Source organism: Azospirillum sp. UENF 111221, assembly GCF_058780625.1.
In genome coordinates, this window is the sequence record NZ_JBSNCH010000002.1 from 739040 (window position 1) to 764506 (window position 25467).

The following is a 25467-nucleotide window of genomic DNA, read 5'->3' on the forward strand; positions in this document are numbered from 1 at the left end:
GCCATTCCGCCAGTTAACGAGGTGTTAAGATCACCGATTGGTCCTAGGTCGATTGGTGATTACCTCTTCCAAGAAAAACGCAGCTGCGCGATTTGGCGGTAGTGTTACTTCTTTCGATCCGGCCATGAACGATGCAGGCATGAAAAAACGCGGCCGGTTGCCCGGCCGCGTTCTTCCCTGCCCGTCCAGCCCCCGCAGAGACCCTGCCCGGCTGTGTTTCTCAGACCGCCTGCGGCAGCCCGTGGATGTAGCCGACGCCGCCGCTGCGGCGGTTGCGGTAGGCATCGTCGATCAGGCCGGCGACGCTGTCCTTGACCTTGTCGTGCAGGCCCTTCTCCCAGTCGCCGGGGTGCTGGAAGTTGCTCATGATGTAGGAGAAGCCGTTGACGTCGTCGACCGCCTGCAGGCCGGTCGACTCCGCGCCCGCCGGGCAGGACAGCAGGCGGGACAGTTGCTTGGTGTCGACGTTGTAGGCCCACAGGAAGTTGTTGACGTGGGCGCCGCTGTCCTCGCCGATCAGCAGCGTGCGCAGCTTCTCGGAGAATTTCAGGTTGTCGGGGTTGGCGATGCGGTCGGCGTCGGCGGTGTTGCCGATGGCGTCCGGGGTGGCGAGGTCACGGCCGACCAGGGCCGGGACGGCGCTGAAATGCACCGGCACCCACTCGCTGTCGATGGCCGCACCGGCCATGTCGGTCTGGCCGGCCTTCATCGGCAGCTGATAGACGGCGCCGGCGTTGATGGCGTCGACCTTGATGCCGCTCTTGCCGTCGCTCATCGACTTGTACATGTAGGACACCGCCATGTAGGCGGTCTTGTCCTTGGCGTTGACGGTGACGCCCTCCAGCTTGGTGAGCGCCAGCGTGGCGCCGACGGTCGGGGCGTAGCGGTGGGTCTCCAGGAAGGCGGCGGCCTTCTCCATGCCCGGCTTGAACTTGACCCACTGGGTCTTGCCGCTGAAGGGGATGAGGGTGAAGGACGGGTCCTTCGGATCCTCCTTCTTCACCTCGACGATGTCGGCGGCCTTCAGGCTGTCGGCCAGCTTTTCGATCTCGGCGCTGGTGGCATGGCCCAGCTTGACCCACTTCAGGCCGAAGGCGCCGCCCTTGTCGAGATCCTTGCCGGCCTCCTGCTCCATCTTCGCGGCATAGAGGGTGCCGGCGGAGAGGTCCTTGGCCTTGTCGGCGATGAACATGAACAGGCCGCCGTTGGTGGCGTCGTCGCCCATCAGCACGGTGCGTTCGTCCGGCATCACCTGCACCAGCTCGTGCGAGATGCGGCCGAGGCAATAGTGCTTCTTGATGCTGCCGGTGCCGTCCAGGTTCACCGTCACTTCCGGCAGGTGGCCGTAATGGTACGGGTTGGCCTTGGTCTCGTCGCCGAACAGGTTCTTGCTGTAGGCGCGGAACTGGTCGTCGAGCGCGGCCGCGTCCGGCTCGTACTCCTCGCTCGACAGGTGGGTGTTCCAGGGCGACAGGCTGGCGCCGCAGGTGATCCACAGGCCGTGCACGCCGCTGGTGTCGACATTGTGGTACTGCACCAGCTTGAGCGCGCCGGTCTCCTTGTTCTGGTCCAGCGTCAGGACGGCGATCGGCGACGGCAGCTTGCCGTACATCGAGGCGTCCTTGGAATCGCGGGTGGTGTATTCGAACTGGACGACGGCGAACAGCGTGTTGCCGGTGACGCCGGCCACCTTGGCGCCGGGGATCGGGGCCAGCAGGTTGCAGCCGTCCGGGCAGTCGGAGAAGAACTGCGACGGGGTCGCCAGCGAGGCGTCCAGGATCGGCTTGCCGGCGATGTCGACGTAGCCGCCGGCCAGGATGGTGCCGCCCTTGCCGTCCGGAACGTGATCGCCGGTGATGAACAGCGGCTGGTAGCCGAGAGCGAAGCTCTGCTTGGAACCGTCGGCCCAGGTCACCACCATGCTGGATTCGACCGTGGTCTTCGCCTGCGCCGCGGCGGCGGTGGGGGCGGCCATGCCGACGAACTCGACGGCGACCGGCGCACCCTTGGCGGCGGCGGCCTCGGCGCCCGAGGCGAACAGCAGCTCGCCGGCGCCGATGCCGGCGACCGGCAGCAGCGGCAGCCCGGCGAGGGCGCGGAGCACCGAACGGCGCGACGTTTCAGGCAGATGGACGGACAGATCGGTCATGGCGGATGTCTCCCGAACCCTCATCAGGGCAAGCGGCTGGCATGCGGCGCGCCGCCGGGCCATGGGAGCCCGTTCGGCGCAGCCTTGTTCTTGGCGAGCGTCGGGAAGCTACCGCGGGGATGTTACAGTTTGACGGTCAGCGGGCGCTGAGCATGCAGGTGCGGTCCGACGGCATCGGCAGCGCCACCGGCTTGCCGTCCGCCCCGGTGCCGCGCACCACGCGTCCGCCGGCTTTCCCGCCGGCTGCCGGCTGTTCTGCGATCTCCGGGTCGGTGACCTGGCCGGCGACCGTCCATTGCCGGGTCTGCGGGTCCTGGCAGCGCAGCTCGTAGCGGCCCTTCATCGGCTCGGCGGCGGCGGGCGAGGCGGTCGGGAGGGCGGCGGCCAGGAGCAGGGCGGCCATCAGGGGCATATGGGGAGAGCGGATCATCCGGCTTTATCCTTGGCTGGTTGTGTCCGGTGACTGGGGACGGGAGACCGCCCGGGCGATCTCGGCCTGCCAGACCATGCTGACCAGGGCGATCTGGGTCAGCAGATGCATCTCGCCGCGGCCGATGGCCTCCTGCAGCTCCGTCCGCGTCAGGAACAGGATCTCGGTGTCCTCCAGATCGTCGGAGACCGGATCGGCGACCCGGCGGCAGCCGGTGGCATGGAACATGTGCGACCAGGCCCCGCCCTGGTTGGCGTTGACGATGTAGGCGCCGAGGTCGGTCCAGGCCTCCGCTTCCATCCCCGTCTCCTCCATCAGTTCGCGCCTGGCGGCGGCCAGCGGATCCTCGCCGGGCGACAGATGCCCGCCTGGAAACACCAGCCCGACCTTGCGCGGGCCGTGGCGGTACTGGCGGTAGGTGACGATCCGCCCGTCCGCCGTCTCGGCGAAGATACAGGCGAAGGAGGGCTGGTCGAACTGGTAGTAATCGTCGATCCGCCGCCCGTCCGGCAGCTCCACCGTCTCGACCCGGACCTTCAGGAACGGATCGGCGTCCAGCAGCTCGCGGCTGCCCAGCACGGTCCAGGGGCGGTGCAGGCGGTAGGGGCGGTGTCCGGGCATCGGCTGGGCTGTTCTGTGTCGGGTGCGGTTGGCCCTATCGCCTATCAGCCCCCGCCCACCGGCGTCCAGTCCCCCTCATGGGGAAGGACCGGGATGGGGCTTCAGGCCGCCGCGGAGAGCCGGTTCACGAAGGGGCCAGCCCGTCCGCCGAAACTCCCGCCGCCTCCAGCCCCTGCGGGCCGTCGGGCCGGAACCGTCGGCCTTCGCCTTGCCGCTCTGCTGCCGAGGCGCGGCGTTACGGGTTATAAGCCTTGCGGTCTTGTGAGGACTGAAGAAGGCAGGGAAACCCGATGGCCATGACCGGTGTCGAGCATCGCGTGCTGTACCGCGACCCGCGTTTCTATGCGTCCTTCCCGTCGCTGGCCCCGACCGTGCCGGGACAGGAGGGAACGATGCTGCTGGCCTTCCGGCGGGCCCGCGACCATCGCTGGCTGCGCGGGGCAGAATACCGGGCGGGAGAGACCGGGTTCAACCATGTCGACCATCTCGATTCCCGCTCCCAGACCGTCCTGCTGCGGCTCGGCCCCGATGCGGAGCCGCTGGGAGAGGAAACGGCCCTGCCCGCCGATCCGCAGGCGGCCGACCAGGACGCCAGCCTGCTCATTCTTCGCGACGGCCGCATCCTGCTGACCGGATTCCGCTGGTATCCGGTGCCGTCGTCCCAGGGGGACGCGCTGCGCGCGCTGGGGATCGGGCTGACCGGCAACCCGCAGAAGACCGGCGACCTCTACATCTTCTGGGGCGGCTACAGCCGGCACAGCGACGATGGCGGGCGGAGCTGGACCGCGCACCGCGACCTGCCCCCGCTGCCCGGCCATCCCGACATCGTGCCGGGCCGGCGGCCCTTCCATGGCGGGGCGGTGCGCGGCCGGGCGGTGGAGGCGCCGGACGGCACGATCCTGCAGACCGGCTACACCCACCACCCCTCCACCGGCACCTATGCCAGCCATCTCTTCGCCTCCACCGACCGGGGGGAAAGCTGGGGGCACCGGGCGGTCATCGCCATCGATCCCGAGGCCAGGGCCGGCTTCTGCGAGACGGCGCTGCATCTGGACGCCGACGGCGTGCTGCACGCCTTCCACCGCACCACCGGGCTGGACGACCATCTGGCGACCTCGCGCTCCACCGACATGGGCCACAGCTGGGAGCCCTGGCGGCGCCATGCGGTGGTCGGCCATCCCTATGACGCCTGCCCGCTGCCGGATGGCCGGCTGCTGCTCGCCGGCGGCTACCGCCATGCGCCCTATGGAGTCCGCGCCCGCCTCTACGACCCGCGCCGCCAGCAGCCGGACGAGGGGACGGAGTTGGTGCTGCGCGACGACGGGCCGGCACCGGATTCTGGGATATCCCTGGGCGGCGGTGCTGCCGGACGGCCGTGCCATGGTCGCCTATTACATCTGCGACGCCACGGGGCTGCGCGGGATCGAGGCGACGCTGTTCCGGCCGTGAGGGGAGAGAGTGCCTGCGACCCGCTGTGCCCTGGACCGGCCGGCGGGGCGCAGGCTACCCTTCCTGCATCATGGAAAGCCCCCTCCCCTTCTTCGCCGCCAAGGCCGTTCCCGGCATCGCCCCCGCCGCCTACCACGACCCGGAGATCTTCCGGGCGGAGGAGGAGCGGGTCTTCCGCCGGTCCTGGGTTTTCGCCGGCTTCACCGACGACCTCGCCCGGCCCAACGACTATCTGACCCGGCGCATCGGCGGGCTGGATGTGCTGGTGCAGAATTTCGAGGGGGAACTGCGGGGCTTCCGCAATGTCTGCACCCACCGCTTCGCCCTGATCCACCGGGCGCAGCGCGGCAACGGCATGCTGCGCTGCGGCTATCATGGCTGGACCTTCGACCGCGACGGCGTGCCCTATGGCATCCCCGGCAACGAGGCGAATTTCGGTCTCGACCGCGAGGGCCGCTGCGGCCGCTCCCTGACCCCGGTGGCGGTGGGGGTGTGCGGGCGCTTCGTCTTCCTGCGGGTGGCGGCGGAGGGGCCGGATCTCGACGACTGGCTGGGCGTCACTGCCGACGTGCTGCGCCATGCCTCGGAGATCTTCGTCCGCCCCTTCGACGAGCAGTCGATGGAGTGGGCCGCCAACTGGAAGATGGGGGTGGAAAGCGTGCTGGAGGTCTATCACGCCGACCTCACCCACCCGACCACCTTCCGCAAGCTGGTGAAGGGCGACTGGCGCTGCGACTATGACGGCGCCCACTCCCGCGGCGTCACGTCGGTGTCGGACAGGAGTGCCCGCTGGTGGGACGGCGTGTCGGACCGGCTGGGCTTCCGCCCCAGCCCGGCTTTGCGCGAGTACGACCACCTGCACATCTTCCCCAACCTGGAGATCGGCTTCACCCGCGGTGCTGTGATGAGCGTCCAGACCTACGATCCGCGGGGCCCCGACCGCTGCGCGCTGAGCCTCCGCCTGTTCCTGGCCGATCCGGACGGCGATGCCGGCAGGGGCGGTCCCGCCGCCCGCCGCCTGATCGAGGAGGGTGCCCGCGATCTCAACGTCGCCCTGCTGCGCGAGGACCAAGAGGCGTCGGAGCTGGCCTTCCGGGGGTGCCGCCAGACGGACCGCCCGGCGATGCTCGGCCTGAACGAGGAGCGCATCCAGCAGTTCCACGCGGTGTGGCGGGGAATGATGGGCTGACGCCGTCTCCCCCCTGCCGCCGCTTTTTTGTCGCTGTCCGGGGAACTGGGGGTCTGTCATCATCGGGCAGGGGGCTTGGTCGTCGGAGGTTCATCCACCATGGGCGGCACCATGACGATTCCCCCTGCCGTCGTTTTCGGCCGGCTTGCCTTCGGTCCACGAACCGCGGAAATCGGCGCCGGTGATATCGATACCGGCCGGCCCGACTGGCTGGCCCGCTGGCTCGACCGGCAGCTGTCTCCCGATCTTTCCTCCGATGGTCATGACGACCCCGAGGTCGAGCGCCATCTCGCAGCTGCCAGGCTGCGCATCCGCTATCCCGCCGGGGACGGCTGGGAGGCGGTGGACGAGGACCGGCCGCTGGCCTGCCTGGGCCAACCCATCGAGGCGCTGTGGCCGCTGGCCGCCAACCGTCCGGCGGTCGCCGGGCCGGAGCGGCAGAGGCCGCGGCTGGAGACCGCAGCCGCCACACTGATCCGCGCCGTCCACAGCCGCTGGCAGCTGCGCGAGGTGCTGGTCGATTTCTGGCACAACCATTTCAACGTCAACGCGGCGGGCGAGCCGGCGGTGGCCGCCGCCCTCCCCGTCTATGACCGCGACGTGATCCGCCGCCATGCGCTGGGCAATTTCCGCGCCTTCCTGGAGGCGGTGGCGACCAGCAGCGCCATGCAGGTCTATCTGAACAACCGCTCGTCCCGTGCCGGCGCCGCCAACGAGAACTACGCCCGCGAGCTGTTCGAGCTGCACGGGCTGGGGCGCGACGCCTATCTGAACGCGCTCTACAACCGCTGGCGCGACGTGCCGGGGGCGCTGCGCGGCGCCCCCGACGGCTACATCGACCAGGATGTCTACGAGGCCGCCCGCGCCTTCACCGGCTGGACGCTGGAGGACGGCGCCGGGCTGGGCGGCGACGCCAGGCTGCCGGTGACCGGCCGCTTCACCTATGTCGAGGGCTGGCACGACAGTTACCAGAAGCGGGTGCTGGGGCGGGAGTTCGACCCCTTCCAGTCGCCGATGGACGACGGGCGCCGCGTGCTCGACCTCGTTGCCGACCATCCGGCGACAGCGCGCAACCTCTGTACCGCGCTGTGCCGGCGGCTGGTCGCCGACGATCCGCCGGCCGGGCTGGTCGCCCTGGCGGCGCGGGTGTGGACGGAGAGCCGCAGCAAGCCGGACCAGATCGCCCGCGTCGTCCGCGCCATCGCGCTCTCCCCCGACTTCGCCCGGATCCGCGACGCCAAGGTGAAGCGCCCGCTGGAGCTGGTGGCGTCCTTCGCCCGCGGCGCCGGCATCGATCTCGTCCCCACCAACGCCCTGCTGGGTGAGCTGGACGGCAGCGGCCAGCGGCTGTTCGGCTGGCCCGCCCCGGTCGGCCATCCCGACCGGATGGAGGCGTGGCTGGGAGCCGCCGCCATGCGCCGGCGCTGGTCGCTGCTGCTCGGGCTGGCGGAGAACCGCTGGGAGACCGGGGCCATCGACCTCGCTGCCCGTTTCCCGGCCCCGCTGTCGGCCGCGGCGGCGGTGGACCGCTGGCAGGAGATCCTGCATGGCCGCGAGCCGGATCGGGCGACCACCGCCGCCATCCTGACCGGCATGGGGCTGGCGGCCGACGCGATGCTGACGCCCGGCACGACGGCGGGCGCCAAGACCGACGATGGCCGGCTGCGGCGGATCGCCGCCTTCGTGGCGATGGCGCCACGCTTCAACCAGCGTTGAGGGAGGCTTGAGCCATGACGATTTCACGCCGCGGTGTGATGCAGGGCGGCTTGGCGGCCGGACTCGGGCTGGCCGGGAGCGTGCTGACGGGGCTGCCCGGCGTCCGCAGCCTCGCCTTTGCCGCCGATGGATTTTCTGCCGAAGCGCCGGCCGGCACGCTGGTGGTGGTGTTCCTGCGCGGCGGGGCGGACATGCTGGCACTGGTGGCGCCGGCCGACGACCCCGACTATCGCGCCGCGCGGACGCCGGAGCTGCGGGTGATGGCGGAGGGGCCGAAGGCCGGCATCCGGCTGGACCAGACGCTGGCCCCTTCCCTCGACTTCCGCCTGCATCCGGACGCCGCCCCGCTGGCGGAGCTGTATGCCGCCCGCCGGCTCGCCATCGTCCATGCGGTGGGGCTGACCGACGGCACCCGCAGCCATTTCGTCGCCCAGGACCTGATGGAGCGCGGCATCGCCCGCGAGGAGGACCTCGCCCGCACCGGCAGCGGCTGGGTTGCCCGCTGGCTTGGCGAGGGCGGGCACGCCGAGGGGTTGCAAGGACGCGTTCCGGCCATCGGCACCGCCGCCGCTCCGGCCGCCGCCCTGGCCGGTATGGGTGGCGCGCTCGCCGTGCCCGACCTACGCGGCGGGCTGGCCCCTCCCGGCGGGCCGCAGGCGGCGGCGGTGCTGGCGGCGCTCTGCCGGCAGGGAGACGGCGCCTATGAGCGGGCGGCGCGGGCGGCGCTCGACGGGCTGTCGGCGGTCGATGGCCGACTGCCGCGCGGGGCCGACGGCAAGGTCGCCGCATATGATGCAGAGGGCGGGGCCGTCTATGAGGAGACCGAGGCCGGGCGGGCGTTGCAGACGGTGGCCCGCGTGCTGAAGATGGACATCGGCCTGCGGGCGGCCTGCGTCGATGTCGGCGGATGGGACACACACGAGAACCAGCAGGGGCGCTTCGCCAGTGCCGCCGGTCAGCTGTCGCGCGCGCTTGCCGCCTTCCATGCCGATACCCGGCGTTATGAGCGCGACCTGACGGTGGTGGTGATGAGCGAGTTCGGCCGGCGCCTGCGCGGCAACCGCAGCCAGGGCACCGACCACGGCCATGGCGGCGCCATGCTGGTGCTGGGCGGCCGGGTGGCGGGCGGGCGCATGCTGGGCCGCTGGCCGGGGCTGGCCAGCCACCAGCTGGACCGCGGCGTCGATCTGGCGGTCACCACCGATTACCGGACGGTGCTGTCGGAACTGATCGGCGCACCGGCGGCGCGCGGCTTTCCAGGATTCCAGGGGGCGCCGCTGGGGGTGCTGCGGGGGTAAGGCGGTCAGTCCGCCGACATTGGTGTGAAGAGCCGCGGATCGACGGGAACATTCTGGATGTCGGCGCTGCGCCGCTTCTCCGCATCCGGGGGCAGCGAGTTGAGGGGAAAATGGTCGCGGTCTGGCAGGGCGGCTGACTTTAACTTTCCCACGGATTGATGATTGGCACCCCGCAATCCAGAAAATCCGCCACGTTCCTGGTTGCCAAGGAAGCGCCACGGAATGCAGCGATAGCAGCGATCTGCGCATCGAAGGCCCCGGTTGGCCGGCCTTGTTGCCGTCGTCCCGCAGCGATGGGCGCGAAGGCTTTTGCCGCCATGCTGTCGAAGGGCAGCACCCGGCCGGCGAAGTCCTCGGCAAACATCTGCTCCGCCGCCATTAGCAGGTCGCTTCGCCGCCGCCCCTCCGGCAGCAGGGCGAGACCGAAGAGAATCTCCGCTTGGGTGATCGTCGTCGTGAACAGGGTGGCGGCGGGGTGTCCGGCGAACCAGCGAAGTACGGCTTCGGACGGGGCCGGGCGCATCAGTTCCGAAAGCACGTTCGTGTCGAGGACGATCATCAGTCGAAGCTGGGCGGAGGTCGCAGGGCTTCCCGTCTTGCCTCCGTTACCTCGACGCCGCCGAGCCGCGCGAAGCGCCGGTGGATTGCTGCGCCGAGATCCGGAACCGGCTGCCGCTCTTCCGTAAGTGCTGCACGCAGAATGTGGCGGGCCTCATCCTCCATGGAACGCCCGTGATGGGCGGCACGGATCCGCAGCCGGGCTTTCAACGGATCCTCAAGGTTCCGGATCGTGAGGCTGGCCATCCTGTGCTCCTCGGCATGTTGGGAAGAAGGTTAGGTCGTGATTGCATCGATTTCAATGATAGCGTTCTCCCCCTCACCGCCACTCCCGCCCGTCCATGTCCTGATAGACCCTGAACCGGTCGCGCACCGCCAGCCAGTCCTCGGCCAGCATTTCGAAGATGTGCAGGTCGATCTCCTGCCCGTCCTTCACCACCTGGCGCTTCAGCACGCCGACCGGGCGGTAGCCGATCATCGGCTGGCCCTTCAGCAGGCGGGGGCTGTTGGTGCCCAGGATGTGGTTCACCACCTTGCGCAGCCCCAGCGTGAAGAAGACGTGGTTCAGCATGTAGGCGAAGTTCAGCGGGGCCGCCCCCGTCCGCCCTGCCCGCTCGCCCATCAGCACGCCGATGGTGGCGATCCGCCACTCCGGTTCGGTGATGGTGATGGAGACATGGCCGGCCGGCACGCCGTCGACGCAGAGGATGCGGTGGACATAGTCGTCCCGTTCCGCACAGCGCCGCAGCCATGCCTTCTGGCGCTCCACGTCATAGGGTACGACGCTCAGCATCTGGCCGGCGATGTCGGGCCGGGTGCGCCAGTCGAGCATAAGTTGGGCGTGGTCCTCCGTCGGCTCGATGAAGGTGAGGGTTCCGCTCATGCAGCCTCTCCCAACTGGCGCAGCATCGCCTGATGGAAGTCGAGAATGCGGCGCTCGCGCCGGCCGTAGATGCCGGTGATGTGGGGAAGGTCCGCGATGCCCGGGCGGCCCTGCTGCACCGCCTCGCAGACCGGGCGGTCCTCGGCGATTACAGTGCTGGCGGATTCGATCAGATAAGCGGCGGTGGAGCGGTGGAAGGCCTGCTCGCGCGCCGTTTCCAGCCGGGTGGTGGGCAGGAACAGCTGCCACCGCAGGACCGCGGAATCGGGAGCGACCGGATCGACCCGGTGCGGGATCACCGTGGCACCGTAGAAGGTCGCCAGATAGAAGTTCGGGAAGATGAAAATGTGGCGGTAGACGGGCTCTTCGGCAAAGCGGCGCAGGCGCAGCTTGGCGTCCAGCTTCGCCCACCAGCCGGCGGTGCCGTCGGCCAGCAGCCAGTGGGAGTCGCTGTTGGCGCCATGGCGTTCGGTGACGAGCCCGTTCTGCCAGTCGGGATGCACGGCGGGATGGATGGTGTCGGGATGCACGGTGGAGCCGTGGAAATCGTCCATCGTGTTCTCGACCAGCGCTTTCCAGTTGGCCTGGAAGGCGATGCCGACCGGGGCCTGCGGGTTGAGGCAGTTGGCCGACATCATGACCAGCCGCTCGCCATAGGGCGCCAGATGCTCAGCCAGGGTGGGACCGTTGTCCTGTGCGATGCGGGCGAAGACCAGGGCGCCGCAGCGGTCGATCTGCAGGGGCCGCACCCGATCCCCGTCGCGGCAGACGCCGTCCATGGCCTCGCCTTGGCGCCGCAGTTCAAAGCACAGCCCGGCCATCTCGGCGGTCAGGACATTCGTGGCGTCGAACACGCCCATGTAGAGCCAGCAGCGGCCGAAGAGCCGCTCACGCTCCTGCGCGAAGGCTTCCTCTGTCCAGAAATGGCTGTGGGGCAGGAAGGCGCCGTTTTCGGGGACGATGCTGTGGACGGAATGTGCGCTCATGCCGGCAGCTCCGCATCGGCGGTTGTTGGGGCGGTTGTGAGGGCGGTGGCGGGATAAAGGGTGACGGTGCGGGAGAAGCGGCTGTCTGCACCGTCTGGCGCGGCGCTGTGCAGCACCAGAGCACCGTCCGGCGCCCGATGGATGCGCAGGTTGGCGGCTTCGATGCGTTCCCAACCGTCCGCCGGCTCCAACGCGACGCCGCGGTGGGGGAAGGCGTCGGACAAAGCGGCCAGCCGGGCGAAGAGGTCGGCGCCCAACTCCTCTTCCAGCGACGGACCGTCGAGGGCCACCCGGACGAAGACCAGCCGGCCGCAGCGGGCCAGGGAGGCCGGGTGCAGGGCCAGGCGCCGGCGCCCCTCCGCCTCCAGCTGGAAGTCGGTCGGGTTGAAGGGCAGCCCGACCGGCAGGCCGTCGGCGTCGAAGCTCCAGCCGTGATAGGGACAGCGCAGCGGGCCGCAGCCCGCCGGCTCGCCATGGATCACGGCGAAGCGGTGGGTGCAGACGTTGCGGAAGGCGACCACCCGCCCCTTGATGTTCTGCGCCACCAGCGGCACCGCCCCCACCCGCGTGGTGACGAAGGCGTTGGGGCTGGCGAGGTTGTCCGCCAGGCAAAGGTGGAACCAGCGGGTTTCGGGCCGGCGGCTTTCGGGAGCTTCGTTCGGCATCGTGGGGCCTCAGGCGGTGCGGCCGCCGTCCACCGTGACGATGGACCCGGTCATCCAGCGGCTGGTGTCGGCGAGCAAATAGGCGATCATGTGGGCGATGTCGTCGGGATGGCCGAAGCCCAGCGGCTGGAGCGTGCGCAGATGCTCGTACTGCTCGGCGGTCAGCTTCTGCTTGCCGCGCTCGATCAGCTCGGTCTCGACGATGGAGGGAACGACGCAGTTGACGCGGATGCCGTCGCTCAGCAGCTCCACCGCCAGCCCCTTGGTGGCGGCAATGATGCCGCCCTTGCTGGCGGCATAGACGACGTTGCCGGGCGAGGCCGCCGTGGCGGCGGTGGAGGAGATCAGCGCGATTGCCGCCCGCTCGGCATGGCAGCCCTTCTGCCGCAGCCCGCGGGCGAGTGCCAAGGCGCTGCCCAGATTGGCCCGCATCACCTCGTCGAAGAAGGCGGCTGAGAAGATGCGGATCGGCCGCAAGGTCTGGATGCCGGCGCAGTGGGCGATGCCGTCGAAGGGGGCGTCGTCGGCGCACAGCCCCTTCACCCAGCCGGGCACGGCTTCGAGGTCCGACAGGTCGAAGGGGGCGATGGCGTGGTCGTCTCCTTCCAGACGGTCGGCGGTCTCTGCCAGCCGCTCCTCGTCGCGGCCGTTCAGCACCAGCCGGGCGCCCAGCTTCGCCAGCACCACCGCCGTCGCCCGGCCGATCCCGGCCGACGCCCCGGTCACCAGGATGCGGCGGCCGGTCAGGTCCATGGGGTTGTAGGCGGCCGGGGAGCGGGCGGTCATGGCGGGGAAATCCAGGGTGGTGGCGGATCGGGACGTGGACCATAGCACGACGGCCGGCCGACATCAGTGCGTCCGGGGCTGCGGCCTTTTGGTGCCGGGCGCCATGCCCCTTTCCCAATTGGCGGCAGCGGTGACGGTGGAGCCATGCGGCGCAATCAATCTTTCGGAAACCAATCCGGCGTCACTGTGCGCTATGGTGCCGGACACCGACCGAGACAAGCGCCCCTGCCGGGCTGCGAAGACGCGAAGGACAGGACAGCCATGAAAGCCATCATCGACGGCATCCGGATCGCCGGCCTGCGCGCGGTGGTGCCGCCTCAGCGTCATTCCTTCGTCGAGGATCCGGGCATGTTCACGGTGGAGGAGGCGAAGAAGCTGGCCGCCACCATCGGCGTCCAGGAGCGCCGCGTGCTGCCGCCTCCCTATTGCGCGTCGGATCTCTGCCTCGCGGCGGCGGAAGGGCTGATGGAGCAGCTGGGCTGGGAACCGGCGACGGTGGAGGTGCTGGTCTTCGTCTCGCAGGACGCCGATTACGTGCTGCCGGCGACCGCCTGCATCATGCAGCACCGGCTCGGGCTGCCGACCAGTGCGGCGGCCTTCGACGTGCCGCTGGGTTGCTCCGGCTATGTCTACGGCCTGTGGATCGCGGCCAAGCTGCTGGGCGGATCCTCGGCCAGACGCGCGTTGGTGCTGTGCGGCGACAACCCGACCCGTCACCTGCATCCTGAAGACCGCGCCACCCTGCCCCTGTTCGGCGATGCCGGATCGGCCACCGCGCTGGAGGTGGACCCGGCAGCATCCCCCATCCCTGTGGTGATCGGCACCGACGGCGCCGGCGCCCCGCACATCTTCGTCAAGGCTGGCGGCAAGCGCCATAGCCTGATCCCGCCGGTCGGCACCGCCGGCCGGATCGCCGAGGCCGCCGCCCAGCTGGAGCGCGACTCCCGCCTGACGCTGAACGGGGCGGAGGTGTTCTCCTTCACGCTCCGCGCCGTGCCGCCGCTGCTGCGCGAGGCGATGGAGCATGCCGGCACCGATGTCGATGGCATCGACCGCTTCGTCCTGCACCAAGCCAACGCCTTCATGCTGGAGCATTTGCGCAAGCGCATGAAGGTCCCGGCGGAGAAGTTCATCATCGACATGCAGGGCTTCGGCAACACCAGCTCCGCCTCCATCCCGCTGGCGATCTGCCACACCATGGGCGCGCCGCTGGCTGCCGGGCCGGTGAAGACGCTGATGGCCGGCTTCGGGGTGGGCTGGTCCTGGGGGGCGATGGTGGCGGAGCTGGGCCCGATGCCGGAGCCGCAGGTGGTGGATTTGCCGGAGGGGTATCCGGTGCTGGCGGTGTAAAGGCAAACACCGCTATGCCTCCGGTGGAAAATGTGGAGCGCTGCTAAGCCATCATAAGGTCCAGCGGTGGAAGGATATGGTGACGATCTCCGCTCTGACCGATATCATCGGCTGCCCATCGCGTTCCTGATGACGAGCGGGAAGATTGTCCATCACCACGACGTCACCTAGGCGGTAAACTCATAAATCGTCTTGGCCTAGAGAGTGGTGTCGTGATTCAAGGGTTTCCCGAAGGAGCCCTTGATGACGCGCCGCCGCTACGAACTCACGGACCAGGAATGGTCGATCCTATCGCCGCTACTGCCGAACAAGCCGCGCGGTGTGCGGCGTGTGGATGATCGCCGGGTTCTGAATGGTATTCTGTGGCGGTTCCGCACCGGATCGCCCTGGGCGGAGATACCGGAACGGTATGGTCCTTCGACGACCTGTTACAACCGGTTCGTGCGATGGCGGAAGGCCGGGGTCTGGGATCGGCTTCTGGAAGCGGTATCGGCAGCCTACGACGGCGACATCGTGATGATCGACAGCAGCTGTGTTCGCGTGCACCAGCACGCGGCCACGGGAAAAAGGGGGCTGGAGACGATGGCGGCATGGGACGTTCCCGTGGGGGCCTCACCAGCAAAATCCACGCGCTCGTCGATGCGGAAGGCCGCCCCGTCCGTCTGCGCCTGACTGCCGGGCAGGTTGCCGACTGCACCGAAGCCGACGCCCTGACGGAGGATCTTGGCGAGGGGGCCATCCTGTTGGCCGACAAAGGCTATGACAGCAATGCCATCCGCGCCAAAGCCGCCGGGCGGAAGGCTTGGGCCAACATTCCGCCCAAAACCAACCGCAAGGGCAGCTTCGTCTTCTCGTCCTGGGTCTATCGTCAGCGGAACCTTGTCGAAAGGTTCTTCAACAAGATCAAGCAGTTCAGAGGTATCGCCACCCGATACGACAAACGACCCGAAAATTTCCTGGCGGCCGTGAAGCTCGTCGCCGTCAGGCTATGGTGCCAGGGATTATGAGTCTACGGCCTAGGAAAAGAGGTGCTGTCATGTGGGCTGGTCTTCCCCAGCCCTCGTCTTGAATCAGATTTCACTCTTCTCGCGAATACCCCTTTAATTCCGAGCGACAGGAAAATGTTCTAATGCTTATAAGATCAAAGTCTTAGATAGATTTTGATATTGAATCAATGAAAATCTCATTGATTTTCTCCGACCTATTCATATATGAATGAGAAGATTTGACTTTTTTATTTCCTGCAGCAGCGATCTTACGCAGCAGTCCCGGGTTCATAAGGAGGTTGTTTATTTTATCTGTCGCCTCATCGATGTTCCTATATGAAACCACCTCCTCATCCTCGACAAAGAGATCGGCTAAATTATCGGCCGAATCGGTAATAAGGCATGCTCCCATGCCCGTGGCCTCAAACAGGCGAATATTCCCAACATTTTTGCCGGGAGGAGTTGAATGCATGTTGAAGGTCAGGCGGGACCGTCCCAATAGCTCGAACATCGGTAGTCCAAAAACGGCGGGATGGCATCGATTTGGGAACAAGCGGGATAGGGGAAAAGGTGGAGAGTGTCCGGGTTGCTGAAATACTGCTCGCAGATTATTTGCAACAGTGCCAGATTTATATTTTCCAATAAGATCCGATGCTTTGGAAATCCGCGCATCGATCTCTAACGCTGTCGGCATCATTTCCGGTTGATAAAGCGCAGCCTCATCTAGCCATGCCTCCAGCGGGGTTCTTTGGAAAAGGTCCAGCAGCCCCCAGAAGCGAGGTAGATGGAAAGGTCCCATGCCATAGCCTGATGCACCAGAGAAGCTAAAAGAAATGTCCCGTTGATCCGCTGACCTGTTCGGGGCATAATCAAGAATTCTGGTGTCGAATGCATGATAGAGAAGTTCGGTTCTGACACCCATTTGTTTTCCCATTCCGACATAGGACGGGACACAGACAAACAATAGATCAAGGTCACGAAGACTTCCTGGCCGCAGAATACCCCCTTCCTGTGCAGCGATAATTCTAATCGATCTAATATTATCTTTCAGTGCATTTAGAAAATCATCGCTACGCCAGCGAAGGGCGTAGATAAAAACCACATCAGGTCTGAATTCAGCCAATTGACCAAGTAAAAGGCCGGGCGCTTGTTGCGTCCATGTCAATGTTTGGTCAAGGGTAATACCTCTTTCTTTTGCCCATGTTCGATGCATATATTCTGCATCGAAAAAAAAGCACTTGGCATCTACTCCCATTTCGCGCAAATAGTAATCATAGGGCATATAGGACCCAGGGGGGAGGTTGCGAAAGTAATTTATTTGCGTCTCATAATCCTGATCCTTCAAATCCGGATACTGATTGTAATAGGTCTGATATGGTTGAAACGTATCAGTGATGACAGCCAGTCTGTACATTGCTATCTCCGGGTTGGACTAGGTCGCTGTCATACGGGTCAAACAGCCGGTCCGCAAAGCCGGCCGTCAAGGCACGATTACACATTTCTTCCCGGATGCGTGGAACACTGGGGGTTATCAAGATCGGACCGCTAAATCCTGGCAATTCCATTGGCGAAAGAATAGGCCGGCCCCAAGCCTGACTTCCAGCCAGAGATTGGTCGAACAACGACAGCCGCCCTCCGCTCAGTACATCGAGCAGAGTGGGCTCCTCCGATACCATGGCCTGCCAATCCGAACCCAGGCCCCACACGGCACTTTGATCGGCCTGTAGTGCTACCGCTCTGCAGCGCTCCGCTGCTAAGCAGCGGCGGTGCCTCAACGCGGCAATGAACCCCGTCGCTATGGTGGCTGGGGTGACCTCCTCCAACAGCTTGAGCGTTAGGACAAACCGGCCGCCCAGGCGACGCAGATCCTGGCTTTGAAAGCCCACGGTGTGTGTGAGGCGTTCCAATTGCTGAGAAGTGAAATGGCGGCAAGCGCCGGCGTCCAAGGTCAGTGGCTCCGTATCTGGTCTGTCCGCCCCAGTAATTGACAGCCAGCCTGCCGGTGCCAATAGCCGACGTATCTGCCGTAGCAGGGCGCGCGGTTGCGCCACAAAGGTCAGCACGTCATCCAGGACGACCAAACCGTAGGCCAGCCCTTGCTGAGCAGGCACGGTCATCCCTGGCCTCAGGTGGAGAGCCGGCGCTATCCATGGGACCTGGATCTCAGACAGAGAGATGGGTGCTGATGGTTGCGGAACGGCATTGGATTCCGTCCGCCACAGATGACCGCAGGCCGGGCAGCGCCGGATTTCCCGTCCTTCCGGATAGAGACGTCGGCAGATGATGCAACTGGGTCCCGGCCCATCGCCGCACAGACTGGCAGCCATTTCCACCGGCACAGCCGTCGACGTCATCGGTTCCATCAAGACCGGCGTACCGGCATTTGGCCCCATCCCAAGCCCTCTCTCTGGTCTTTCCAAGGAGCATACGAAATAGGTATCATCAGCCCTGGACTGGTGAGAAGCAGAAACCCGGGTCGTCAAACTCCGCCTTCGCAGCCACCCGCTCCTACCCCCGGGCTCAGGCTCGGATGTTAAAGTTGCATATTATGCCCTCCGTTGATGGGGGCTCATTCTTCATGCCGGACAAGGGCATCAACCTGGGGAAGAACTATGTGTGGCATTGCCGGGGTCTTGCTCCCCGAATACGCGCGACCAGATCAGGCAGAACTGGCCGGAATGGCTGCACAACTCAAGACTCGAGGGCCGGACGGATGGGGTGCGGAGATCATTGGAAGTGCCGGTCTGGTCCATACGCGACTGGCAATCTTGGATTTGACGACGGCCGGCAAACAGCCCATGTCATGCCCAGAGGGCCGCTATTGGGTCACATTTAACGGGGAAATCTATAATTTCCTCGAGATTAGGGAAGAACTTCAACAGCATGGCTGGTCATTCAGCAGCAATAGCGACACAGAAGTTCTTCTGAAAGCCTTCATCGAGTGGGGAGAGGAATGTCAGCTCAAATTCAACGGCATGTGGGCTTTCGCCATTTGGGATGCTGAAAGGCGTCGGCTCTTCCTGTCGCGCGACCGGTTCGGGGTCAAGCCCCTGCATTATGTCTGGAAAGACGGATGCTTCGCCTTTTCCTCTGTCATGAAAGGGTTCCTGCCCCTGTCCTGGATGGACTGGGAAGTCGATGCCAATGCCTTGGCTGTGGGCATCACCTTCACCAGCCGTCTGGAAGGAACGGAAGATTGCCTGTTCAAGGTCATCCGCCGACTCCCGGCCGGACATCATCTTGTTGTTGAGCCGGGTTGCCCACCGCAGCTTTTCCGGTGGTGGAACACACTGAATCACCTTCCATCCATTCCTAACAGCTACGAAGATCAACGTGATTTGGTCCGGTCCCTTTTTTTGGATGCCTGTCGTATCCGAATGCGCAGTGACGTTCCGATCGCCACCGCTCTCAGTGGTGGCCTCGATTCCAGTTCAGTTCATTGTGCGCTTGCCGAGTTGATGCAGCATGGCGGCGGCGCGCGCACGACAACCAATTGGCAACGGGCCTATGTTGCCGATTATGCTGGAAGCCTGCAAAGTGAGCGGGCTTTTGCAGAGGCGGTGATTGCAAAGACCGGGGCTCAGGGGATCATTGAGAATATCGCAGTAAACGCTGTCTCCAGCCATGCGGATCAGATTATATTCGATATTGAGGAAGTCATCGAGAATATTTCTGCCCCCTGGATTTTGTACCGCCGAATGCGACAGGATGGTGTCGTCGTCTCTCTGGATGGCCATGGAGGGGATGAACTTTTTATCGGTTACCATTCGCAGCTGAATTCTGCTTTGGCCGAAATGTCCGATCCCGCTCTCCGAGCTGAATACCAGGAAGCTCTGACCGGATTTTCTGTTCCCGGATACAGTCAGGGCAGCGCCGGTGACTGGGTGCCGCGCGCCTCCCTGGTGGCCTCTCCTCCCAGACCGCCCCAACTTCCCGGACGTGACGAGGATCTGGAGCGCTTTAACCGGTTCGATCCTTTGACACGCTGCGCTTACGCCGACCTGCACTTCACCACCTTGCCAACGATCCTGCGCAATTTTGATCGATGCTCTATGGCCCATGGGGTAGAGATCAGAGCTCCCTTCATGGATTGGCGGCTGGTGTGTCTGGCCTTTGCACTTCCTCCGGATACGAAAGTGCGGCATGGGTTTGGCAAATTTATTCTGCGGGACGCGTTGCGCGATCTGCTCCCGCCCCTCGTCAGGGATCGGCGCCAGAAGCTGGGATTTGTCACTCCGGTGTTCGATTGGGTGGTCAGCCCGCTGGCCGCTTATATGCGGGATACGGCAGCCTCTGCCAGCTTCCAACAATCCCCCTACTGGGACGGCCCTCGGGTGCGTGATCTGCTGGAGAAGGCCCTGAAAGACGAGCATGGGTTAGCCCTGCTGTATTTCTGGCCGTTCATTCATGCATCCCGGGTCCTGGATCTGTTTGCCATGGCCCGCACTACTGCGCGGAAGATGACGTAATCCCCGCTCGGCCCTGGCTGAATACCAGGGCCGACAGTGTAAAACCCTCACTTTGAGATGCGAGGCAATATCTTCTTCAGAGGGTAGAATCTCTGCCGCCGTCCCGGATCATGCTATTGAAAAGCCCGGTCAGGGCCTTGAATTCCGCCGCGTTGCGGGCTGGGGATCCCATGACTGTCGTCCCGTCCGGTACATCCTTGACGACAACAGCCCCCAAGCCTACGGTGGCCCGTGCTCCGATGCGAATGCCATTGCGAATGCAGGCACTGGGAGCAATCCATGCTTCGTCCCCGATCATAACACTGCCGCCGATCATGGCTTGCGCGATGACGACGGCATGCCGTCCTACCACCACATTGTGCGCAATATGAACTTGATTATCGATCTTCGCCCCCTGAAGCAGCTTTGTATCTCCCAGGGTTCCACGGTCTATGCTTGTATTAGATCCAATTTCCACATCATCCTCAATCAATACCCCGCCGAAATGGGGGAACTTCTCCATCTCACCGGCGTCGTTCCGCTCATAGCCGAATCCATCGGCCCCAATCACCGTTCCGCTGTTGATAGTGACATTTCGTCCGATTCGGACATTGTCATAGAGAATAACCCCGGCATGAATGACGCAACCCGCCGCGATTAAACAGCGCCCCACAACCGCATGGGCCCCAACATAGACATCAGTGGCGATCTGTGCGGTTGAATCAATGATAGCACTGGGATGAATTCCAGAGGGGCGAACTGGAGCGAACAGGGATTGCAGAACGCGGATAAAGGCAAGACGTGGCTCTGCCACCCGAATCAGGGTTGCCCCTCCCTTATAATCAGGCGCGGCGGTCGTGGTGATTACAACCGCGGCTGGGCAGGAAGACAGAGCGGAGTCTGGGTTGCGGCAGAATGTCAGAGATTGCTCATCAGCTTCCGACAACGACCTGGGATGCCGGAACGACCGCCTCATATCTCCAAAGACGGACAATATTTCCCCTTCCAACAACGCAATGACATCCTGCGCAGTGTAATCGGGACCAGCACTGACCATGGCGCTCCTCCCTTCCTTTTCTTTCATGGAACCCGCAACTATTTTCTGTCGACTCTTTCGGATATGAATTTATGTAGTACTATCTACCCTGATTCCGGTGCACGCCAGCTATTTTAGCGTTCGCCTGAAGACGCTGTGAGAACACTAAATCAGGGTTTTAGAGTTCCTATCAAAACCCCAGCGGAGTGGGCTGAATCCGTTGATTTTCCTCGGTCCTACTCGGTTTTGATCCGCGCTCTTAGCCCGGATAATTCACCAGAGCTGAAGCTGCGGCGGCAGGCGCGAGGTTAAGCCGCTGAATTCGTGTATGATTCTGGTGCTGAAACAGTCTCACCACGGATCAACGGAGTTCACGCCCGCTATGGCCGAGAATACCGGGGTTCTGCCCGGCTTGTCACCGGTTGCTGGCAATCCGGTCATCATCGCCTTCAATGGCGGTCGCCTCACCTCCGACGCCGGCGTTCTGCTGCTGGCCGAGATCGACCGGCGGCTTGGGATCTGCGAGCGTCTGGCGCGCTGTATACAGGATCCCCGCGCGCCCGAGCGCGTTCGGCACACGCTGGCCGAGATGATCCGCTTCCGTGCCCTGCTGATCGCCGCCGGCTACCCGGACGCCAACGACTGCGACGCCCTGCGCAGCGATCCCGCCTTCAAGATGGTGGTCGGCCGGCTGCAGGAGAGCGGAGGCGACCTGTGCTCGCAACCGATCATCAGCCGACTGGAGAACCTGCCCGGCCCGCTGGCGCTCAAGCGCATGATGGCCGCCATGTTGGACCTGTTCTGCGACAGCTTTGCCACGGTGCCGCGGCGCATCGTTCTGGACATCGACGACACCGAGGACCGCGTCCACGGGGCCCAGCAGTTGTCCCTCTTCCACGCCCATTACGATGGGCGCTGCTTCCTGCCGATGCACATCTACGAGGCGACGACGGGCAAGCCGGTCGCCGTCATCCTGCGGCCCGGCAAGACGCCGGACGGCGCCGAGGTGGCGTTGGTGCTGCGCCACGTCGTGCGCGCCATCCGCGCCCGCTGGTCGCGCGTCGATATCTTCGTGTGCGGCGACAGCCATTACGGCCGCCATGAGGCGATGAGCTGGTGCGAGCACAACCGCATCGGCTACGTCTTCGGGTTGGCCGGCAACACGGTCCTGCTCGGGCGCATTACCGATCTGGCCGAGGACGCCGCCATGGGCCGGCTTGGCGGGGAGGCGGACAAGGTTCGGCGTTTCGGCGAGTTCCGCTACACCGCCCGCACCTGGAAGGTCGAGCGGCGGGTCATCGCCCGGACCGAGGCGTCGGCCCAGGGCACCGACACACGCTTCATCGTCACCAATCTGGCGGGCACGCCCAGGGCGCTGTACGAGACGATCTACTGCGCCCGCGGCCAGATGGAGAACCTGATCAAGGCGCACAAGCTGCATCTCGCCTCCGACCGGACGTCGTGCAGCAAGGCAACCGCCAATCAGTTCCAGTTGCTCATCCACACCGCCGCCTACTGGCTGCTGCACAGCTTGCGCGGCTTGGCGCCGAAGGCGTCGTTCTGGCGCGAGGCGCAGTTCGACACGTTGCGACTCGGCCTCATCAAGGTGGCGGCGCGGGTCACCGAGATGAAGACCCGCATCAAGGTGTCGCTGCCGACCAGCTTCCCCTACCAGGAAAGCCTCGCGATGCTGGCCGCCCGCGCCGCCAAGCTGCCGCCGTGACTGCTGGGGCGACGTGCCCCTGAACGAACCTGTCCCCGCAACCCTCCAGCCCAGTCATGCCGCGCTATTGGCGCCACCCATCGACGTGCCTTCGGGCAGCCGTTCCAAAACATTGATGAATGATCCGGGCTAGGTTCCGTTCTCAAACTCTGAGCCATATGCGGATGGCGGCGATGTGGACCATGGCGAGGTAGTTGGCGGCGAGCTTCTCATAGCGGGTTGCGATGCGACGGAACTGCTTGAGACGATTGATCAGGCGCTCGATAGCGTTACGGGACCGGTAAGCGGTCCAATCCACCAGGGCGCAGGGCTTCTGACTGGAGGGTTGCGGAATGACCGGGCCGATCCCGCGCCGGCGCAGATAGGTGCGAATGGCTTGGCTGGAGTAGGCGCGGTCGGCGACGACGCGTTCGGGTCTTTGCCGTGGCCGTCCACCCGCGGTTCGGCGGATCGCCACCGCTTCCATCAGCGCCGTCAGTGCGCCCTGGTCGGCCGATTGCCCTGGGCTCAGTACGAAGGCAAGCGGCAGGCCGTGACGGTCGGCACGCAGGTGAATCTTTGTCGAGAAGCCACCACGCGAGCGGCCAAGCGCCTGGGTCAGTTGCCCCCTTTTGCGCCGGCGGCGTGCTGATGGGCACGCACGACTGTGCTTTCGACCTGATGCAGGCTCCAATCCAGCTTACCCGCCTCATCGGCCTCGGCTTGGACCAGTTCCAGCACACGTTCCCATACCCCGGCCTTGCGCCAGCGGTAGAAGCGGTTCGCCGCCGTCTGCCAAGGGCCGAACTCGCCCGGAAGATCGCGCCAGGGAGAACCGGTGCGGTTCACCCATAGGATTGCCCGCACCGTCCGCTCCAGGTCCCGCGCTGGACGGCCCGTCTTCGGGCGGTCCGGCGGCAGCAGTGCCAGAAGATGCTGAAGCTGCTCATTGCTCAATTCTGATCGTGCCATACCCCTTCAACAGCGCAGGGATAAACCGTCACGCACTTTGAGAACAGGACCTAGTCGCAACTACAGGGCTATCGGAATTGTCCGACCCTTTGCCGCGACCCTCAACAAACGGCAGGAATTAACCTCGCACCGACCCTTCTTTCTTCATAAGCTGAGCATAGGCAGATTGGATATCAAGCATCACGGGTATCTGTGCTGGGAATCTCGTCTGGGAGATAGATTGAAATGACTGGAGCAATGGACCATGCCTGAATTTTACGATCCGGAAATGGCCGCCAAGTTTTGCTTCTCTCTGGATGGCTATCAGGCTCTCCTAACTTGGTTCCTGGAGCAAGGATACCAAGCTGTTGACTATGGTAAGGCTGACCCAACAGCCCAGCATCTTATCTTGCGGCATGATATCGATATGTCGCCGAGCCTCGCTCTCTCAATGGCCGAGGTCGAGACCGATCTGGGGGTTGCTGCGACCTATTTCACGCTGGTCCGCAGTGCGCTCTATAACCCGCTGGAGCCGCGCCATCTGGACAGCCTGCAGCGGATCGCCAGCTTGGGACATCGTATCGGGCTACATTTCGATGCCGCCCTCTATGGAGATAGGCCCCATGACCTGGAGACAATGGCCGCTTGGGAAAAGACCCTGCTGGCCACCGCCCTTGGCCGTCCGGTAGAAAGCGTGAGTTTCCATCGGCCAACCTCCGGATTTCTTGGCAGTCAGCAACGGATCGCTGGGATGGTCAATAGCTATGCTCCCGCCTATTTCAAGGAAATGGGATATTGCGCTGACAGTACAGGCGCTTGGCGATTTGGTCCTCCCTGGCAGCATCCGGCGGTTCAGGCCGGACGCGCCCTGCATCTGGTGACCCATCCGATCTGGTGGCAGCCGGGCATAGCTACCGTACCGCAAGACGCCCTGGACCAGTATGTCAACAACAGCATTGAGAATTTCACGGCTGAACTGTCTCGCAACTGCAAATCTTATCGACCACGAACAGATCCTTTCAATACAGTGTCTGTCAAGGCGGTATAAATTTGGAGATCGTATGCTGCGATTTTCAATTGTTTTATGGTCCGGACCCATAAAGAGCCTTTCCGCCAGGGAGCCGTTGTGATTCAACGCTCTGGAAAGGGGCTATGCGATGAGCAACGGTCAGTTCTGGTTGACGGTGGAGCAGTTTGGGCGGCTTGAGCCGCACCTTCCGCGCGACACCCGCGGCAAGCCGCGCGTGGATGATCGCCGTGTGATCAGCGGAATCGTCCATGTGCTGAAGTCGGGCGGGCGTTGGGCAGATGCTCCACCGGTCTACGGCCCCCGCAAGACGCTCTACAACCGCTTCGTCCGTTGGGCGGCCAAGGGCGTGTGGGAGGACATCTTCCATGCGTTGGCAGCGGCAGGTGGCCCACCGGCCCAGGTGATGATCGACTCCACGGCGGTCCGCGCCCATCGTTCGGCGAGCGGCGGGAAAGGGGGGAGCGCGCCCAGGCCATCGGACGGTCCAGAGGTGGGAGAACCACCAAAATCCACGCCCTGAGCGATCCGCGCGGTCGGCCGCTCGCTTTCCTATTGACCGGCGGTCAGGTTGCCGACTGCACCGCCGCCGACCGTCTGCTCGACTGGATGCCCGCCACAGATCTCCTGCACGGCGACAAGGGTTACGACAGTGCCGCCGTTCGCCGGAAGATCGAAGAGGCGGGAGCCGCGCCTAACATTCCACCACGCGCCAACAAGCGCTGGAAAAACTGCTTCTCTCCCTACCTCTACCGGAACCGTAACGTCATCGAGCGCATGTTCGGGCGCCTCAAGGATTTCAGGCGCATCGCCACCCGTTACGACCGGTCCGCCATCAACTGCATGGCCGCCGTCCACATCGTTGCAACCGTCGCATACTGGTTATGAGTCCGGACCCTAATCTTGCTTGAGGTGATTTGGTGGACTTGGGCATGACCGCCACCTCGGCCAATGGTAAAAATCCTGTCGCCGCTACACCAAATGCTGAGACATGATCGACGTCGCCAACTCTGGCCAAAGGGGAACTCAGAGACCGCTGGGCGCTTCCGAAGTTCCAGGGAATGCCGGGGCACATCCTTCACCTCGATATGATTATCGCGGCTTGACCCGAGGCTATGGTCATGCGACAGAAAAACGCCTCGAGGGAATAAACCACCCCGGCCGCTTTGCTTCGGAACCCTGGCGGGCTTCAATTCGGAACGGTGGCCGCCTCCAAATTGGAATACCCGGCCCGCTT

Annotated in this window: 19 protein-coding genes and 4 pseudogenes; 10 read left to right on the plus strand and 13 right to left on the minus strand. The window is 64.7% G+C overall.

The features are described 5' to 3' along the window. Positions 1-220: 220 nt before the first annotated feature. From ACWPN3_RS07945 to ACWPN3_RS07955, 3 genes are all read right to left on the minus strand, one after another. Positions 221-2149 carry a PhoX family protein gene (locus ACWPN3_RS07945; RefSeq protein WP_109095199.1) on the minus strand — a complete coding sequence of 643 codons (1929 nt, stop codon included), beginning with the start codon at positions 2147-2149 and terminating at the stop codon, positions 221-223. A 136-nt stretch (positions 2150-2285) separates the two neighbouring features. Continuing rightward, on the minus strand, positions 2286-2579 hold the full coding sequence (locus tag ACWPN3_RS07950) for a hypothetical protein (RefSeq protein WP_109095198.1): 294 nt from the start codon (positions 2577-2579) through the stop codon (positions 2286-2288). Positions 2580-2585: 6 nt separating this feature from the next. Then, positions 2586-3200 (minus strand): NUDIX hydrolase, encoded by a 615-nt coding sequence (locus ACWPN3_RS07955; RefSeq protein WP_492243627.1) that lies wholly within the window; start codon positions 3198-3200, stop codon positions 2586-2588. A 392-nt stretch (positions 3201-3592) separates the two neighbouring features. Between ACWPN3_RS07955 and ACWPN3_RS07960 the strand changes: the two are divergent. From ACWPN3_RS07960 to ACWPN3_RS07975, 4 genes and pseudogenes are all read left to right on the plus strand, one after another. After that, positions 3593-4369 (plus strand): annotated as a pseudogene (locus tag ACWPN3_RS07960) (sialidase family protein); the annotation flags it as partial. A gap of 350 nt (positions 4370-4719) precedes the next feature. Continuing rightward, complete coding sequence (locus tag ACWPN3_RS07965) at positions 4720-5838, plus strand: aromatic ring-hydroxylating oxygenase subunit alpha (RefSeq protein ID WP_492243625.1); 1119 nt, start codon at positions 4720-4722, stop codon at positions 5836-5838. A gap of 99 nt (positions 5839-5937) precedes the next feature. Further along, positions 5938-7554, plus strand: a complete 1617-nt coding sequence (locus tag ACWPN3_RS07970) for a DUF1800 domain-containing protein (RefSeq protein ID WP_492243624.1) — start codon at positions 5938-5940, stop codon at positions 7552-7554. A gap of 14 nt (positions 7555-7568) precedes the next feature. Beyond that, positions 7569-8852, plus strand: a complete 1284-nt coding sequence (locus ACWPN3_RS07975) for a DUF1501 domain-containing protein (RefSeq protein WP_492243623.1) — start codon at positions 7569-7571, stop codon at positions 8850-8852. 139 nt (positions 8853-8991) lie between these two features. Here ACWPN3_RS07975 and ACWPN3_RS07980 read toward each other — a convergent pair whose 3' ends face one another. The 6 genes from ACWPN3_RS07980 to ACWPN3_RS08005 form a co-directional block, all read right to left on the minus strand. Then, positions 8992-9411 carry a type II toxin-antitoxin system VapC family toxin gene (locus ACWPN3_RS07980; RefSeq protein WP_492243622.1) on the minus strand — a complete coding sequence of 140 codons (420 nt, stop codon included), beginning with the start codon at positions 9409-9411 and terminating at the stop codon, positions 8992-8994. Beyond that, positions 9411-9656 carry a FitA-like ribbon-helix-helix domain-containing protein gene (locus ACWPN3_RS07985; RefSeq protein ID WP_109095191.1) on the minus strand — a complete coding sequence of 82 codons (246 nt, stop codon included), beginning with the start codon at positions 9654-9656 and terminating at the stop codon, positions 9411-9413. Before ACWPN3_RS07985 ends, ACWPN3_RS07980 begins: the two co-directional genes overlap by 1 nt. Positions 9657-9729: 73 nt before the next feature. Further along, a complete protein-coding gene (locus ACWPN3_RS07990; protein ID WP_109095190.1) occupies positions 9730-10293 on the minus strand; it encodes a GNAT family N-acetyltransferase in 564 nt (187 codons plus the stop codon). Next, positions 10290-11279 carry an RHO alpha subunit C-terminal catalytic domain-containing protein gene (locus tag ACWPN3_RS07995; RefSeq protein WP_492243621.1) on the minus strand — a complete coding sequence of 330 codons (990 nt, stop codon included), beginning with the start codon at positions 11277-11279 and terminating at the stop codon, positions 10290-10292. The genes ACWPN3_RS07990 and ACWPN3_RS07995 overlap by 4 nt, the downstream gene beginning before the upstream one ends. Further along, positions 11276-11944, minus strand: a complete 669-nt coding sequence (locus ACWPN3_RS08000) for a Rieske 2Fe-2S domain-containing protein (protein WP_492243620.1) — start codon at positions 11942-11944, stop codon at positions 11276-11278. The genes ACWPN3_RS07995 and ACWPN3_RS08000 overlap by 4 nt, the downstream gene beginning before the upstream one ends. A gap of 9 nt (positions 11945-11953) precedes the next feature. Continuing rightward, on the minus strand, positions 11954-12730 hold the full coding sequence (locus ACWPN3_RS08005; RefSeq protein WP_492243619.1) for an SDR family NAD(P)-dependent oxidoreductase: 777 nt from the start codon (positions 12728-12730) through the stop codon (positions 11954-11956). Between the two features lie 261 nt (positions 12731-12991). Here ACWPN3_RS08005 and ACWPN3_RS08010 point away from each other — a divergent pair, with 261 nt between their 5' ends. Both ACWPN3_RS08010 and ACWPN3_RS08015 read left to right on the plus strand, forming a co-directional pair. Next, positions 12992-14080: a 3-oxoacyl-ACP synthase III family protein gene (locus ACWPN3_RS08010; protein WP_492243618.1), complete on the plus strand. Its 1089-nt coding sequence runs from the start codon at positions 12992-12994 to the stop codon at positions 14078-14080. A gap of 243 nt (positions 14081-14323) precedes the next feature. Next, positions 14324-15087, plus strand: a pseudogene (locus tag ACWPN3_RS08015) (IS5 family transposase). 142 nt (positions 15088-15229) lie between these two features. Here ACWPN3_RS08015 and ACWPN3_RS08020 read toward each other — a convergent pair. Next, on the minus strand, positions 15230-16480 hold the full coding sequence (locus ACWPN3_RS08020) for a glycosyltransferase family protein (RefSeq protein ID WP_492243616.1): 1251 nt from the start codon (positions 16478-16480) through the stop codon (positions 15230-15232). Then, complete coding sequence (locus tag ACWPN3_RS08025) at positions 16455-17183, minus strand: class I SAM-dependent methyltransferase (RefSeq protein ID WP_492243615.1); 729 nt, start codon at positions 17181-17183, stop codon at positions 16455-16457. Before ACWPN3_RS08025 ends, ACWPN3_RS08020 begins: the two co-directional genes overlap by 26 nt. 495 nt (positions 17184-17678) lie before the next feature. Between ACWPN3_RS08025 and asnB the strand changes: the two genes are divergently transcribed. Then, positions 17679-19535 (plus strand): asparagine synthase (glutamine-hydrolyzing), encoded by a 1857-nt coding sequence (asnB, locus tag ACWPN3_RS08030; RefSeq protein WP_492261222.1) that lies wholly within the window; start codon positions 17679-17681, stop codon positions 19533-19535. A gap of 76 nt (positions 19536-19611) precedes the next feature. Here the strand turns inward: asnB and ACWPN3_RS08035 are convergent, their stop codons facing one another. Beyond that, on the minus strand, positions 19612-20571 hold the full coding sequence (locus ACWPN3_RS08035; RefSeq protein ID WP_492261223.1) for a UDP-3-O-(3-hydroxymyristoyl)glucosamine N-acyltransferase: 960 nt from the start codon (positions 20569-20571) through the stop codon (positions 19612-19614). A 361-nt stretch (positions 20572-20932) separates the two neighbouring features. Here ACWPN3_RS08035 and ACWPN3_RS08040 point away from each other — a divergent pair, with 361 nt between their 5' ends. Continuing rightward, a complete protein-coding gene (locus ACWPN3_RS08040; RefSeq protein ID WP_492243612.1) occupies positions 20933-22273 on the plus strand; it encodes an IS1380 family transposase in 1341 nt (446 codons plus the stop codon). Positions 22274-22415: 142 nt separating this feature from the next. Here ACWPN3_RS08040 and ACWPN3_RS08045 read toward each other — a convergent pair. Then, positions 22416-23224: pseudogene (locus tag ACWPN3_RS08045) on the minus strand (IS5 family transposase). A gap of 244 nt (positions 23225-23468) precedes the next feature. On the opposite strand from ACWPN3_RS08045, the gene ACWPN3_RS08050 reads away from it, so the two are divergent. Both ACWPN3_RS08050 and ACWPN3_RS08055 read left to right on the plus strand, forming a co-directional pair. Next, positions 23469-24251, plus strand: a complete 783-nt coding sequence (locus ACWPN3_RS08050; protein ID WP_492243611.1) for a polysaccharide deacetylase family protein — start codon at positions 23469-23471, stop codon at positions 24249-24251. Between the two features lie 109 nt (positions 24252-24360). Further along, positions 24361-25118 (plus strand): annotated as a pseudogene (locus ACWPN3_RS08055) (IS5 family transposase). Positions 25119-25467: the final 349 nt, after the last annotated feature.